Source organism: Frateuria sp. GZRR35 (genome assembly GCF_051900415.1).
Lineage (GTDB): Bacteria > Pseudomonadota > Gammaproteobacteria > Xanthomonadales > Rhodanobacteraceae > Frateuria_A.
This window is the reverse complement of the sequence record NZ_JBHZGL010000002.1, coordinates 66,495-80,199: the sequence shown is the minus strand read 5'-3', so window position 1 is coordinate 80,199 and position 13,705 is coordinate 66,495. Positions and strand designations below refer to the sequence as shown.

Genomic DNA, 13,705 nt, shown 5'->3' with positions numbered 1-13,705 from the left:
GAGGTGAATCCCAATCAGCCGTCCAACCCATTCCAGTACCAGCGGGCATCCTGCGGGAAGCCCCAGGGCTTCATCTCCCGGGTCTTCACGGCCGCGTCCTTCTGCATTGGCGCATCGATCTGAATCCCATACGGGTTGAATTCGTCCCGGCGGATTTCAATCTTGTCTTCATGCTTATCCATACATGCTCCGGTTGCTTGCAGGCCATCACACCGATGGCCCTCCAACCCTACAGAAAGCAGTGATGCGAATCACGTGTCCGAGTTCACCTTCCTGGCAGCGCGCCTAGATTTGGTCAGATGAAACTACGGCGCAGAGTCCCGTGGTTACTTTTCGAGCGGTCGAGTGTTTCCGCGCTCGTCGCGGGCGGGTCTTGACCGCGAGTATTGCCAGTGTGGACACGGAAGGTGCACAGCCGATAGCGATCAGTGCACGCCGGGCAGGTCAGACATGACAACCGCGGTTCGGGATAACGACCGCGATCGTTGGCATCGGGCCTGCCTCGACGGACCGATGTCCACGCTCATGGGGCGGGCGTGGTCGTGCAGGGCTTGCTGCGAGCATGCAGGAGGCGGCAGGCGAGACGTAATTTGCCTTGGGCTTGCGCATCATCCGCAAGACGCTGCAGCAAAGAATCATTCGGGTCGTCCGGATTCGTGACCTGGATGAGCGCATCGAGCAACGGGTGCCAGTCCTCGCGCGGCAGCCAGCTGCCGAGCCCGAACACCGTGTCCCGAGTCTGCTCATAATCGGCGTTGGCGATGGCATCGCGCAGGCGTGTCCTGTCCCGGAATATCCACGCCGTCCGCCGGCGCCGTTCCGCTTGCGGCAGCTTCGAGCGAGTAACCGCGTCGATCCCCGCCAGCACCCAGTAGGCCGGTGCGCCTGCAGCTTCGAGCTCGTGCAGGCGAGCCTTGTCCAGAGCCAGGCTGGCCTGGATCCAATCGGTGCGCTGGCTCACGAAGAAGTGGTCGATGAACGCTTGGGTATGGCGTGGTGCATCCGGCGGCAGCCGGCCCGGCGCGGGCGCATCCGGCTCGCCGCCATAGCCCGGGGTGTCGAAGCATTTATCCCCGCATTGTGTCCGTAGTGCGATGGCCGCGGGAGATGTGGGGTCGACCTCCAACAGGCGGTACGGGGGGCGGGTACTCCAGGTCAGCAGCAAGGTCCTGCCCCAGGCGCTGCATCGGCCACCACCGGAGAAGGCGTGTGCAAGGTAGTAGCGTCGTCCGTCGGTGCGGTCGCGCAGGGGCACCAGACCGTCCGTTTGCGCCGTCACGTCGCTTGTTTGCAGGTGTCCATCGCGAAGCTGCCAGACCTGTTCAAGGCGAGGCGACGGGTCGCCGCATGGCATTTGCGGAGGCTGCGGACCATCAAAAAAGCTCCCGTTGTCGATGAACACTTCCTGGGTGCCCATGCCCCCAGCCACTAGCAGCGCGCACGAGTCTTCGCCCGGATAGTCGAGGGGCTGGATCGACGTCACGGCGGTATCGTCATAGTTGTCGCGCCCCACGGAGCGGGTCGTCAGTGTCTTGAGCCAATTGTCGTTGGCGTCGAAGCGGCACGGCATTGGTTCATACACGAAACGCGCCGGTGCATCGGCGGCTGGCCGGGTGATCACCCCGAGTGCGAGCAATCGGGAATAGACCTCCGGCTGGGTGCAACCCGCACGGGGCGTGGGGAAAGGTCGCGCCTGCACCCGGGCACCAAGCTGCAGCAAGGCACGGATGTCGCTCAAGCGGTCTTCGGACAGGCAGGGGTACAGCAGGCCCTGAATGGACCGGTCGACCAAGCTGGGATCCTGCAGGGCCAGCAGAGGCCAGTGTTGCCTGATGGACTGGGTGTTCGCCGACCGCAGCCACTGGATGGCTTCGTCCGGAGAGCCCCACGGCGACGCTCCCGCATGCGGGCCGTCAACGCGGTAGCCGTGGGCGAACAACTGCGGCCAAAGTTGCGATGGAACGGCGAACAGCAAGCGTGGAACGTCCGCGCCGCCCAACTTCAGCTCGGGCCGAGCCAGGAGCAAGGCCCATTCCCGGGCGTCGCCTGGCATTCCATAGATGGCGCGGGCCGCGATCGCCGGGTGAGCGGCCAACGCAGCGGCAGGAACCTGGTCGAGGGCGCGGGCGAAGTCGTCGGCACTGGTTTGGGCGGCCTGGCTCAACCAGGTGTTTAGCACCTGTCCATCGGACATCATCGAGGCGAGCATTCCGCTCGGCAATCGGCGGGCCAGCGCCTCGCGTACGGCGAAAGGCATGCGCGTGCCGTCCGGGTCGATCTGCGTGGCCCAGGCGGCCAGCCGCTGTGGATTGATACTCGACTGGCGCAGGGGAAGGGCGAACAGTGCCTGCACGTCCCGTGCGGTCTTGAGCGTCGGAAGCAGGTAGGGCAGCAAGGGCTCGGCCAGTTTCGCGTCGAGCTTCTCCAGCAGTGACGCAGGCAGCTTGGCGAAATCCTGCGCGATGGACCGGCCGGGCACCAGCGGGCGTGAGCTGCACCATGGCGGCTGGGTGGTGGCGGTTTCGCCGCTGTTCGCCAACGGACGGCTAGCCGGAAGTTGCAGCGCGAGTTCGAATCGGCCGCGCGCCAGCGCATCCTGTAGCAGGCAGCGCGCGGTGTCGCCCGCGGGCATCGCAAACCCGTGCCGGACCATCTCCGGAAGAGCGTCCGGTGCGTCCGGAAGGTAGCGCGCGATCAGCTGTTGGGGTGGCTGCCGCCGAAATGAAGGCGTGTCCAGCAGCGCTTTTACCATCGGCCATTGCCCGCTCTGGACCGCCAGGTCCAACGCGTCGTCACCGCCTCCCTCCAATTGCAACGCAGGATCGACGCCCTGTGCCAGCAGCCAGCGCACGACCTTGGGCATCCGTGAGCGGACCGCGTGCTGCAGCAAGGTTCCGTAATGGCGGTAGGCGTCCAGATCCGCGCCTTCATCGCGCTGCTGCGCAAGCCATTCGATCAGGTCGTCCTCGTTATCACCGCGGAACCCCTGTGGCGCCTCTACATCCCATTGGTTGTCCGGCGGCTGGGCCTGCGGCATCGACAGCAGCGCGTCGAAGGCGCGGTCGGTGGCCTGGTCGTCATGGGGGCTGGCGCTGGCGCAGCTCAGCCAGAGCAGCGCGACGCAGGCCAGCAAAAGGCGCGGGGTCGACATGACGTGTCCTTACGGAGTCGAGGATGGAGGTCCTTAGCATGCACGACCAAGCGGCGCGATGTCGGATGGAGCAGTGACTTTATCGGGGCAGTAGAGTCACCCAGAGATGGACGCGGCTATACCGAGCCACCGCCGTCTGGACGTGCAAGTCAGGAGGAAGCGTATCGGTCTGTCGCGGAGAAGAAGCGGTTCTGACGCGCCGCCTTCTGGATCCGGTTTATCGCCGACCCGCTTCGAGGCGAGTGCTTGCGGCATGGCGGTTGAACCCGACGGTTGCTGTCGCCAGAATGGCCGGGCGCCGCGGGTGGGCGGCCGCACAAGGACATTGGGGACACCGGCCGGCGCTGCCGCCGGACTGCAGCGCCCGCGAATCGGGCATGAGGGGAGACTCATTTGATTTTCTATGCAACGGGCCTGCTGCTCGCCGTCGGCGCGGTCTGGCTGTTCAATCGGCTGGTGCGGCTGCGCAACCAGGTCCGCAACGCCTGGAGCGATGTCGACGTGCAATTGCAGCGCCGGCACGACCTGGTTCCCGGGCTGGTTGAATCGGTCAAGGGTTACGCCGACCACGAGCGGCAACTGCTGGAGCGCATCGCCGCCGAGCGCGGCGCGGCGATGCGCGGCGGAACGCCGGCACAGCGCGGTGCGCCAGAGGACGCACTCGGCCAGCACCTGGGGCGGTTGCTCGCGCTGGGCGAGGCCTATCCGGAACTCAAGGCCAGCCGGAACTTCAGCCAGTTCTCGGACGAACTGGCTGAGGTTGAGGGCAACCTGCAACACGCGCGGCGCTTCTACAACGGCTCGGTGCGCGAGTACAACACGGCGCTGCAAACCTTTCCTACGCTGATGATCGCCGCGCCGCTCGCCTTCAAACCCGCCGAGTTCTTCACGGCCGACGCCGATGCCCGGGCCAACGTCGAGGTCAGGTTCAGGGACCCCGCTTGAGGCTTGCCGGCAGCCTTGCGCGATGTACGCGCGTGCGCGTCCTGCTTCTCGCGTGGCTGGCGTTGGTCGCTACCGGCGTCCACGCGCAGTACGCGGGCCAGGACAACGGCAAGCCGGACATCATCAGTCGGGATGCCTCGATCCAGGTCAACGATGACGATTCGATCACCGTGACCGAGACCACGCGCGTCGGCCGCGCGGCGCCGCTGCCGTTCCATCGGGATCTCGCGCTCGGCAACCGCAACTGGTCGGCCAGCGACGTGACCGTGCTCGAAGCTACCCAGAATGGTGAGCCCGTAGAGACGCAGGTCGATGATCACGCCGGTGGCGTGCGCATCAGCACAGGCTCGACCGGTGCCGAAGGGACGCGCGAATACACGCTGGTCTATCGCCTCGGCCACGCCGTGGTCCACTACGGCGACGGCGACCGCTTGGACTGGCCGGTAGCGTCCCGCAGCAATCCGCTGGAGCTGCGCGATGCCCAGGTGAAGGTGCTGCTGCCCGATGGCACTGCGCCACAGCGAACGCGGGCATGGTTTCGGCTTGGCACCACGGATCTCGGCTCGCACTGGGAGGAGAACCGGGTGCGGGGCGACGAGGTGTCGCTGTACTGGCCGTCGGGGCTCGGCGCTGGACAGACCCTGTCCGTGGCCGTCACCTACCCGCATGGTGGCGCCGCGGCGGTTCCCGGCAATGCCTCCAAGACGCCGGGAATGGCCGCGCCGCCGCGATGGGTGTTCGATGGACGCGTCTGGCTGGCGCTGCTGGTGGCGTACTACCTCGCCGTCAAGTTCCTCTTTACCGGAAGTGCGCAACGCAAGGCAGTGATTGCGGAATATGGCCCGCCAGGCGGCTATTCTGCGGCGGCACTGCGCCTGCTGTGGCACCAGGCCTATGACGACAAGTGCCTGGCTGCCGGCATCCTCGGCATCGCCGCCAAGGGCGGGCTGTGCATCAGCCGGGAAGCGGATGGCAGCTACGTGGCGACCCGCGCGGGCGATGAGGTGCACCCCGGCCTGACCATGGACGAGCACATCCTGCGCTCCTCGCTCTTCACGCTCGCCCCGTCCGTCGCCTTCACCCGCCAGAACGCTGACGGCCTGGACCTGGTGGAATCCCGCTTCCGCGCCGTACTGGAGCAACGCTGTTCACGCGAGCGGACGGCGAGCCCCGACACACTGCTGCTGCCCGGATGGCTGGTCGTGATGGCTGCGTTGGGGTTCCTGTATTTCGGCGGCCGCGATCCGTTGCAGCTTGCCGCGCAGCTGATCGCCTCGGTGGCCGTGGCCGGTATCGCGGTGGTCACCCTGGTCCGGTTCGTCCCCCATGGTTTGCTGCGGGCCATCCGCCTGCAGGCCGGCGTTGCGGTAGCGATCTGCGCAGCCGCCTGGGCCACCGGGGTCGATCCGGCCAACGGCGTGTGGATGGCGGTGTTGCTGGCGGCACAGATCTTCGCTGGCTGGTGGCTGCCGCGCCTGCCACCAAGGGACACGGAGCTTCTGCGCAAGTTGCGCGGCTTCCGCTGGTACCTGGCCACCGCCGAGCAGCAGGACATGGATGCGCGCTACAAGCCGTCGCTGCATCCGGAACTGCAAGCCAGTCTCCTGCCTTACGCCATGGCGCTCGACGTCGAGGTGGCGTGGAACCGGCGATTCGCTGGCACGCTGCAACAGGCTGGAGAGCAGGGCTTCGTGACCGAACTCAGCCAGCGGCGCGCGGGTCACACCGAGGCGGCCGTTGATCTGCTGGCCTTCGCCCGGGCCATGTCGAAGTCTCGCTCGACGCAAGCGTGATGCCGCCGGTGCTTCCAGCTACGTGGCACTGGCGCTAGCGCGTCCCTCGGTGCGTCCTGCGCACTTCCTGACCTGTCAGCGGGTGGCGTGCTCTCGCATCGATCATCGCGATCCGCGGCGGGAGAGGTGACTTCAAGCCGATCATGGGGAAAAGCCGACTCCGCACGCGACGGTTCTGAGGGATCAGCGGCGCTGCACGTTTTCGCCAGCCCATACTCGCCATGGCTCACGGCCATTGCGGGACTAATGGGCCATACGAGTGCGCGAGGCGCGCCCTACTATCGCGCAGCCATCGTTTGCACAAGGAAGGGAAGATGAAGGCTCTGTTCGCGGCGTGTGCGTTGTTGCTCGTCGTCCTCTGCGGTTGTTCCCGGCAGAGCGAAGCTCCGGCTGTGGCGGTCAGGCATATCGCCGATCCGGCGCCCTTCCTGAGCCAGACCGATTGCTTTGCGCCTTGGCCGACCTACGACGCCTGGATGGACCGGATCAAGGCGCGCAACGCCTGGTGGAAGCCCAAGATGCTGCTGTTGCCGTTCCTGTTTCCACGGGAGGATTTCGAGCGCGGCCAGCAGCAACTGGAGTGCAGTGCCATCACCTATGAAAGCGATGGCCTGACCATTTACGGCTGGATGGTGGTGCCCAAGGGCAAGCCCGGTTCGAAGTATCCGGTGCTGATCTACAACCGCGGCGGGAACGGCAGCTTCGGCGCGCTCGAGTTCCCGTTGCTGCTGACTAACGTGTTCCCCTACGCCGAAAACGGTTTCATCGTGCTCGCCAGTCAGTACCGCGGCATGCGAGAGACTGACCCTAGGCGCTTCGGCACGGACCAATTCGGTGGCGACGATGTTCGCGACGTAACCCGGCTCATCGATCTGGCCCGCCAGCTTCCGAAAGCGGATCCGCACGAGATCTTCATGCTTGGCGTCAGCCGCGGCGGAATGATGACCTTCATGGCCGCGCGGCAAACGCGCGACATCAAGGCCGTAGCGGTCATTTCAGGCGTGTCCGACCTTGAGCGCGAGCTCCAGTTCCGGCCCGAGATGGAGCAGGTGTATCTGGAACGCATTCCCGGGTATCCCGCCGACAAGACCCGCGTGCTGGCGGAGCGCTCGGTGCTGGTCTGGGCGGAGAACTTGCCTGCGGATATGCCGGTGCTGCTTCTGCACGGCGACAAGGACGAACGCGTCAGCGTGGCCAACGGGACGCGCCTGCACCAGAGGCTCGACCAGCTCAAGCGGCCGAACAGGCTGATCGTCTATCCGGGCGATGACCATTTCCTCAGCCATCATCGGAAGGAGGCCATCGAGGAGGTCGTGCGCTGGTTCCGCGCGGCCATGGCCAAAGACGCGGCGCGTGGGGATCCTGACGGAGCAAGCAATCCGGCTATGCGCTGAGGTGCCTCTCCGGTGGTCGAGTGTCTGATGCCAATGCTTACCGTGGCTAGGTATGCCGGTCGCGTGCGTTGAACTGGTGACGTAGCTGCGCCCGAGTTCTGCACCAGCGGCGGGACAGCACCAACCTCGAGCGGGGCAGAAGTTGCGCGTGGTTGTCCATCAGGACAGAGGTGTGCAAGCACAGTAGGTCTGAAGCGGACAAACGCGCCTTGGTGGCGTGATCTGCAAGATCGACCCCACCGTCTCCTGCCGGATTCGACTAGCCCTACAACGGTACGGATCCAGCCGATTACCAGGGCCAGTCCTTCGGCCGTTGCCGCTCATGTTTTGCGGAGTGGTGGGTGCTCCCAGGCCAACGTCGCACCTTGTTCGCGTTGAAACCAAGGAAAGTTCCAAAATGCGCTGACAGCCAAGCGTGACAACGGCCACCATCTGGCAGTCGTGCTCACGAGGCGCCAGGTAGCCGGTGGCCGTTGCCATCCTGTCGCGATGGCAACGGCCAGAACGGTTTCCTGGTTATCGAGGCCCGGGTTGAGATGCGTCAACCTGCTCCAGGTTGAGCTTGTTGCGTTCGTACTCGATCAGCAGTTGGTTCGCTTGGCGGTAATCCTTGGACGCAAGCGCCGACTGCATCATCACCGCGGCTTCGCTCGCGCTCTTCCCTTTCAGTAATTCGGTCTGAGTTAACCTTCCATTGGATCCGCGGTAGGCCGAGGCAATAATCTTGGCTTGTTCAGCCGGAACACCCAGGCTCTGCCACTCCTTCGCCAACTGCTCTCTCATTTTGGGAACCGAAGCGATCCCCTGGTTTGACAACTCGGTCGTGCGGCTGCTCCATTTTCCCGTCGCGTCGCGGTAGCGCATGCTGTTCAGGTCGCTGCGATTCAGACCGCGGCGCAGGGAACTGCTTGCATCACCGTTGCTTTGTTGTGGCCCCGGCGAACCCGTGGGGTCAGGGCTGCCCAGTCCTTCGGCGTGCAATCCGGCCGCGAGCAGGCCAAAGGCAAAAACGCAGGTGATTTTTTTCGCAAGCATGTCCGATCCTCCGTGAGCTAGCTCTTGCGCCATCAGCGCGGGATGAATTGCCGCCAAAAGGCCTGGTCTGGCCTGGCCTGGCCTGGCCTGGCCTGGCCTGGCCGATGCTACTTCCCTTGGATGCCTTGCGCCATTGACGATTTGCTTGCGAGTCATTGCCCCTTCCCGCGTAGGTAGCTGCCCGCCCATGCAGAGAAAAGACGCCGATGAGAGCGGAATCAAAGTAGGATCGATCGAGGCTGGAGGCACAATGCCTTGAGCCCGGTAGCGCTTTGCAGCCGCTGGGCAGAGCGCGTTACTACTTCACGGAGGACGTTTGATGACTTATTCACGGCTTGTTTGCACCGCACTGTTGTGCGCGATGGCCACGGGGGCGTATGCCCAGGGGCAGGATGCACCTAATCCCTCGCAGCAACAAAACGACCATCGCGACACGACGTTCCGCCCGACCCCGCAGCAGGTTCGGGACCGCAATGCGCTGGACGTCGACCTCAACAAGCGCCGGTTGGAAGCACGACCCCTGAGCAACGCCTGGTTCAGGCCCCAATCGGTACTCAAGGTTCGCGATGAGCTGGCCAAGGAATGGCAGCGCCTGGGGGTTCCGGCCGATCAGGCGACAGTCATTGCCGCCGCCTACAGTGGGCGGCTGGTCAAGCATGAAGTCCTGGATGGCAAAAGTGCCGAGTCGATCGCGGACATGCTGCAGGGTGCATTGGCCACCAAAGACTATGGCTTGGCCAACCAGCTGCTGATCGACTATGAGCGAGGCAAGCTCCAGGCCGAGTAAGCCTGCCCGCGAGCCCACGGTCGGACGGATATGCGGTTTCAACGACGATCCGTGGGCTTTTGGGTGCGCCAAGGCGCCGCTTGCTGCGTGATTGTCGGCGGGGTGTCAAGGTCCAGCTTTGGGCTGGCGCGGGCTTGTCCGGAGCGCTCTTTTCGGTGTCGCTGTCTATGCAGTGCCACAACCGGGTGGCCTGGACCAGGCGGCGGTACAACCGGAGGCGGCTTACTTCGACCCTTCGCTGAGCGAATTCATCCTGCCGTATGAAGCCGTGCGCGCGTTCATGCAGAGCACCTGGCAACAGGCCGCGAAGCTCGGACGCTGGGATCTGGCCGGGCTTGAGCGGCGCTGATCGCGGCTCGGGAACGCGGCGCCATGCCCTTCGCCAGTGGCATGCCGCCGGCCATCGTGTTGAATTAGGCGTCTTGCCCCGAATGAGGACGCGCCCATGAACCGCCGTGACGACGTGATGCACCCCGGCCGCCGCCGCTTCCTGCAGACCTCGGCGCTAGGTGTCGCGACGTTGCCGGTAGCGATGCTGGGTACCGGAGCGGCCGCGTCGGAAGCGGAAACCGGCGCCATCAAGCTGCCGCCGTCGATCCTGGCCCTGAAGCCGGTCACGTCGCGGATCGTGCCCATCACGGACGACGAGCGCCGCGGCCGACTGGCAAAGGCGCAGGAGCTCATGGAGAAGTCGGGGGTGGACGCGATCTACCTCGATGGCGGCACCACGCTGGACTACTTCACCGGCATGCGCTGGTGGACCAGCGAACGCCTGATGGGAATGCTGCTGCCGCGCTCGGGCGACCCGGTGTACGTGGTGCCCGCGTTCGAACGCAGCCGCGCGCTGGAGCAGATCCGCTTCGGCCACGACGTGCGCACCTGGCAGGAGAACGAAAGCCCCTATGCCCTCGTGGCGCAGGTGATGCGCGAGAAACACATCGGCACGGGCGTGCTGGGCATCGAGGACAAGGTACCGTTCTTCCGCTCCAACGGCCTGGCGCAGGCCATGCCGCAGGTCCGGCTGGTGCCGGCCACGCCGGTCACCGCCGGCTGCCGGGCGATCAAGAGTCCGGCGGAACTGGCGCTGATGCAGGTGGCGTGCGATGCCACGCTGACCCTGTACAAGGCGATCTGGCAGGGGCTGGAGCCGGGCATGACCCAGCAGCACATCGCCTCCTGGGTGGAAGCCGGCTACGCGCGCATGGGCCTGCGCGGGGATGCCAGCATCAACGTGGGCAGCTACACCGCGCAACCGCATGGTTCGCGCGAGCCGCAGGTGATCCGCGAGGGCACGCCGGTGATGCTCGATGACGGCTGCTACGTGGAGGGCTACATGAGCGACCTCACCCGCACTTTCACGCTGGGCAAGGCCAGCGACAAGATGAAGCGGGTGTTCGACATCGTGCGCAAGGCGCAGCAGGCGGCGCTCGCCGCCGCGCATCCGGGGGCGACGATGGAGTCGGTCGATGCCGCGGCGCGCAAGGTGATCGTGGACGCCGGCTACGGACCCGGCTACACCTATTTTTCGCACCGGCTCGGCCACGGCATCGGCATGGACATGCACGAGTGGTACTACCTCGTGCAGGGGAACACGCGCCGCATCGAGACCGGCATGACCTTCAGCGACGAGCCGGGCATCTACATTCCCGGCGAGTTCGGCGTGCGGCTGGAAGACGACATGCACGCCACCGCCGATGGCGCGCGCTGGTTCACGCCGCAAAGCCCGTCCATCGAACAGCCGTTCGGCTGAGCACGACGCGCTGGAAAGCGCGGTGGCGGCCGCACTCCGGGTGCGGATCGACGCCGCGCATGCCACGTGTGTGCGCGGCACGGTGCCGCCTTCCGGGAACGGCCGGCAGGTGCGTGGGAACGGCCCCTGAATACCGCACGCACCTGCGGCATCCGGCCCTCCCGGTTCTCACGTGGTGAGACGGCGGTGGGCAGGATAATCAGCCGATGAAGCTCAGCGAAAAACTTGCCCTGCTGGCCGACGCGGCCAAGTACGACGCCTCGTGCTCGTCCAGCGGCGGGCAGAAGCGCGATGCGCGGGCCAGCGGCGGCATCGGCTCGAACGAGGGCATGGGCATCTGCCACGCGTATGCACCGGACGGGCGCTGCATCTCCCTGCTGAAGATCCTGCTCACCAACTTCTGCGTCTACGACTGTGCCTACTGCATCAACCGGCGCAGTTCCAACGTGCGGCGCGCGCGCTTCACGGTGGAGGAGGTGGTTCAGCTGACGATGGACTTCTACCGCCGCAACTACATCGAGGGCCTGTTCCTTTCCTCGGGCATCATCCGCTCGAGCGACTACACCATGGAGATGCTGGTGGAGGTCGCCCGCCGCCTGCGCCAGGACGAGCGTTTCGGCGGCTACATCCACCTGAAGACGATTCCCGACGCCTCGCCCGAGCTGCTCGCCGCCGCCGGGCGCTGGGCCGACCGCCTCAGCATCAATGTCGAGATGCCGACCGAGGGCGGCCTCAAGGCGCTCGCGCCGGAGAAGGACCAGCGCGACATCCGCCGGGCGATGGGCCGGATGCGCCTGAACATCGAGGAGGCGAAGGCCGAGAAGAAGGCGCCGCGGTTCGCGCCGGCCGGGCAGAGCACGCAGATGATCGTCGGCGCGGACGACGCAAGCGACCGCGATGTGCTGACCACCAGCGGCAACCTGTATTCCAACTACCGGCTCAAGCGCGTGTACTTCTCCGCCTTCAGCCCGATCCCGGATGCTTCCAGGGCGCTGCCGCTGCGGCCGCCGCCGCTGGTGCGCGAGCACCGGCTCTACCAGGCCGACTGGCTGATGCGCTTCTACGGGTTCGACGTGGCCGAGATCGCACCGCCGGATGCCAGCGGCATGCTCGACCTGGACATCGACCCGAAGCTCGCCTGGGCACTGCGCCACCGCGAGCAGTTCCCGGTCGACCTCAACACCGCGCCGCGCGAGACGCTGCTGCGGGTACCGGGGCTGGGCGTCACCACGGTGAAGAAACTGCTGGCGATGCGCCGCCACCGGCGCGTGCGCTACGACGACCTGGTCAAGCTGCGCGTGCCGATGCGCAAGGTGGCACCGTTCGTCGCCACGCTCGACCATCGCCCCCGTGCCGAGGGCGAGACCAGCGCCTTGCGCGCCACCGCGAGCGAACCGCCGCGGCAGGCCGACCTGTTCGGCCACTGATGCGCCTGGTGCAACTGGCCGACGGCGCCGACCTGGCCGAATGGCGCAGCCGGGCGCGCGCGCTGCTGGCCGGGGGCGTGCCGCCCGAGCAGGTGGCGTGGCAGGTCGGCGGCCAGGCGGGCCTGCTGCCTGCCGATACGGGCGCGCCAGCGGCGGCAATGCCCGCCGGCGTGGCCGGCAGCGTGCCGCGGGAATTCCTCGTGCTCGCCACGCGGGTGCTGGCGCATGCCGACGCGCGCCGGCACGCCGTGCTGTACCGGCTGCTGTGGCGCCTTGCGCACGGCGAGCGGGCGTTGCTGCGTATCGTCACCGACGACGACGTCGCCTGGGCTCTGCGCGCGGCGAAGGCGGTGAGCCGCGAAAAGCACAAGATGAAGGCGTTCGTGCGCTTCCGCGAGGTGCAGGAGGCGCAGGGCAACGTGTTCATCGCGTGGTTCGAGCCGGAGCACGACGTGCTGCCCCAGGTGGCGCCGTTCTTCGTGCGGCGCTTTGCCGGCATGCGCTGGTCGATCCTCACCCCCACCCGCAGCGCGCACTGGGACGGCCAGGCGCTGACGCTCGGCGGCGGTGCCAGCCGGGCGGACGCGCCCGGCGCCGATGCACTGGAAGACCTCTGGCGCACGTACTTCGCCAACATCTTCAATCCCGCGCGCCTGAAGGTCGACGCGATGGTCAAGGAGATGCCCGTGCGCTACTGGAAGAACCTGCCGGAAGCGACCCTGATCCCGGGCCTGATCCGCGACGCCAGCGCGCGCATGGAGGCGATGGTGCAGGCGCCGCCCACCGTGCCGCGCAAGACGTATCCGGCGCCGGCCGTGCGCCCGGTGGCGGCGACGGGCGGGCTGGAGACGATCCGTGCCGAAGCGGCCGCCTGCCGCGCCTGCCCGCTGTGGCAGCCGGCGACCCAGACGGTCTTCGGCGAAGGGCCGGCGGATGCGCGCGTGATGCTGCTCGGCGAGCAGCCGGGCGACCAGGAGGACCTTGCCGGGCGGCCGTTCGTGGGGCCGTCCGGGCAGCTGCTCGACCGCGCGCTGAAGGAACTCGGGCTCGACCGCCGCGCGATGTACGTCACCAACACCGTCAAGCACTTCAAGTTCGAATCGCGCGGCAAGCGGCGCCTGCACGCGCGCGCGAATGCCGCCGAGCAGGCGGCCTGCCGCCGCTGGCTGGAGGCCGAACTGCTCCGCGTGCGGCCGGGCTGGATCGTCTGCCTCGGTGCGATGGCGGCGCAGGCGATCCTCGGCAAGGACGTCCGGCTGCAGGAGGCGCGCGGCCGCTGGCATGCGCTCGGCGATGGCACGCAGGCGCTGGCGACCGTCCACCCTTCCTACCTGCTGCGCCTCACCCCCGGCGAGCGGGAGGTCGCGTGGCCCGCCTTCGTGCGCGACCTCGCGGTGCTGCGCCGGGCGCTGGATGCCTGAGC

Annotated in this window: 11 protein-coding genes; 8 read left to right on the top strand and 3 right to left on the bottom strand. The window is 66.7% G+C overall.

Annotated features, from left to right (window positions below; genetic code table 11):
* Window positions 1-14: 14 nt before the first annotated feature.
* Entirely contained in the window at window positions 15-182 is a 168-nt protein-coding gene (locus ACFWZ3_RS02880; protein WP_439706290.1) for a hypothetical protein, read from the bottom strand.
* A gap of 341 nt (window positions 183-523) precedes the next feature.
* Window positions 524-3,151: a hypothetical protein gene (locus tag ACFWZ3_RS02875; RefSeq protein ID WP_439706289.1), complete on the bottom strand. Its 2,628-nt coding sequence runs from the start codon at window positions 3,149-3,151 to the stop codon at window positions 524-526.
* A gap of 393 nt (window positions 3,152-3,544) precedes the next feature.
* Between ACFWZ3_RS02875 and ACFWZ3_RS02870 the strand changes: the two genes are divergently transcribed.
* The 3 genes from ACFWZ3_RS02870 to ACFWZ3_RS02860 all read left to right on the top strand — a co-directional run bounded on the left by ACFWZ3_RS02870 (window position 3,545) and on the right by ACFWZ3_RS02860 (window position 7,283).
* Window positions 3,545-4,096, top strand: coding sequence for a LemA family protein (locus ACFWZ3_RS02870; RefSeq protein ID WP_439706288.1), 552 nt, complete (start codon window positions 3,545-3,547; stop codon window positions 4,094-4,096).
* 32 nt (window positions 4,097-4,128) lie between these two features.
* Window positions 4,129-5,889: a DUF2207 family protein gene (locus ACFWZ3_RS02865; RefSeq protein ID WP_439706287.1), complete on the top strand. Its 1,761-nt coding sequence runs from the start codon at window positions 4,129-4,131 to the stop codon at window positions 5,887-5,889.
* A 314-nt stretch (window positions 5,890-6,203) separates the two neighbouring features.
* Window positions 6,204-7,283, top strand: coding sequence for an alpha/beta hydrolase family protein (locus ACFWZ3_RS02860; RefSeq protein WP_439706286.1), 1,080 nt, complete (start codon window positions 6,204-6,206; stop codon window positions 7,281-7,283).
* 516 nt (window positions 7,284-7,799) lie between these two features.
* On the opposite strand, the gene ACFWZ3_RS02855 is transcribed toward ACFWZ3_RS02860, so the two are convergent.
* Window positions 7,800-8,318 (bottom strand): hypothetical protein, encoded by a 519-nt coding sequence (locus ACFWZ3_RS02855; protein ID WP_439706285.1) that lies wholly within the window; start codon window positions 8,316-8,318, stop codon window positions 7,800-7,802.
* Between the two features lie 319 nt (window positions 8,319-8,637).
* Here ACFWZ3_RS02855 and ACFWZ3_RS02850 point away from each other — a divergent pair, with 319 nt between their 5' ends.
* From ACFWZ3_RS02850 to ACFWZ3_RS02830, 5 genes are all read left to right on the top strand, one after another.
* Window positions 8,638-9,105: a hypothetical protein gene (locus ACFWZ3_RS02850; RefSeq protein WP_439706284.1), complete on the top strand. Its 468-nt coding sequence runs from the start codon at window positions 8,638-8,640 to the stop codon at window positions 9,103-9,105.
* A gap of 172 nt (window positions 9,106-9,277) precedes the next feature.
* Window positions 9,278-9,454 carry a DUF5996 family protein gene (locus ACFWZ3_RS02845; RefSeq protein WP_439706283.1) on the top strand — a complete coding sequence of 59 codons (177 nt, stop codon included), beginning with the start codon at window positions 9,278-9,280 and terminating at the stop codon, window positions 9,452-9,454.
* 96 nt (window positions 9,455-9,550) lie between these two features.
* Window positions 9,551-10,855: a M24 family metallopeptidase gene (locus tag ACFWZ3_RS02840; protein ID WP_439706282.1), complete on the top strand. Its 1,305-nt coding sequence runs from the start codon at window positions 9,551-9,553 to the stop codon at window positions 10,853-10,855.
* A 206-nt stretch (window positions 10,856-11,061) separates the two neighbouring features.
* Window positions 11,062-12,282, top strand: coding sequence for a putative DNA modification/repair radical SAM protein (locus ACFWZ3_RS02835; RefSeq protein WP_439706281.1), 1,221 nt, complete (start codon window positions 11,062-11,064; stop codon window positions 12,280-12,282).
* Window positions 12,282-13,703 carry a UdgX family uracil-DNA binding protein gene (locus tag ACFWZ3_RS02830; protein ID WP_439706280.1) on the top strand — a complete coding sequence of 474 codons (1,422 nt, stop codon included), beginning with the start codon at window positions 12,282-12,284 and terminating at the stop codon, window positions 13,701-13,703. The genes ACFWZ3_RS02835 and ACFWZ3_RS02830 overlap by 1 nt, the downstream gene beginning before the upstream one ends.
* Window positions 13,704-13,705 lie beyond the last annotated feature (2 nt).

What these genes read in the sequence shown, in the direction of transcription:
- ACFWZ3_RS02880 (WP_439706290.1), bottom strand. Translation starts at nt 182, where the DNA reads ATGGATAAGCATGAAGACAAGATTGAAATCCGCCGGGACGAATTCAAC.
- ACFWZ3_RS02875 (WP_439706289.1), bottom strand. Translation starts at nt 3,151, where the DNA reads ATGTCGACCCCGCGCCTTTTGCTGGCCTGCGTCGCGCTGCTCTGGCTG.
- ACFWZ3_RS02860 (WP_439706286.1), top strand. Translation starts at nt 6,204, where the DNA reads ATGAAGGCTCTGTTCGCGGCGTGTGCGTTGTTGCTCGTCGTCCTCTGC.
- ACFWZ3_RS02855 (WP_439706285.1), bottom strand. Translation starts at nt 8,318, where the DNA reads ATGCTTGCGAAAAAAATCACCTGCGTTTTTGCCTTTGGCCTGCTCGCG.
- ACFWZ3_RS02850 (WP_439706284.1), top strand. Translation starts at nt 8,638, where the DNA reads ATGACTTATTCACGGCTTGTTTGCACCGCACTGTTGTGCGCGATGGCC.
- ACFWZ3_RS02840 (WP_439706282.1), top strand. Translation starts at nt 9,551, where the DNA reads ATGAACCGCCGTGACGACGTGATGCACCCCGGCCGCCGCCGCTTCCTG.
- ACFWZ3_RS02835 (WP_439706281.1), top strand. Translation starts at nt 11,062, where the DNA reads ATGAAGCTCAGCGAAAAACTTGCCCTGCTGGCCGACGCGGCCAAGTAC.
- ACFWZ3_RS02830 (WP_439706280.1), top strand. Translation starts at nt 12,282, where the DNA reads ATGCGCCTGGTGCAACTGGCCGACGGCGCCGACCTGGCCGAATGGCGC.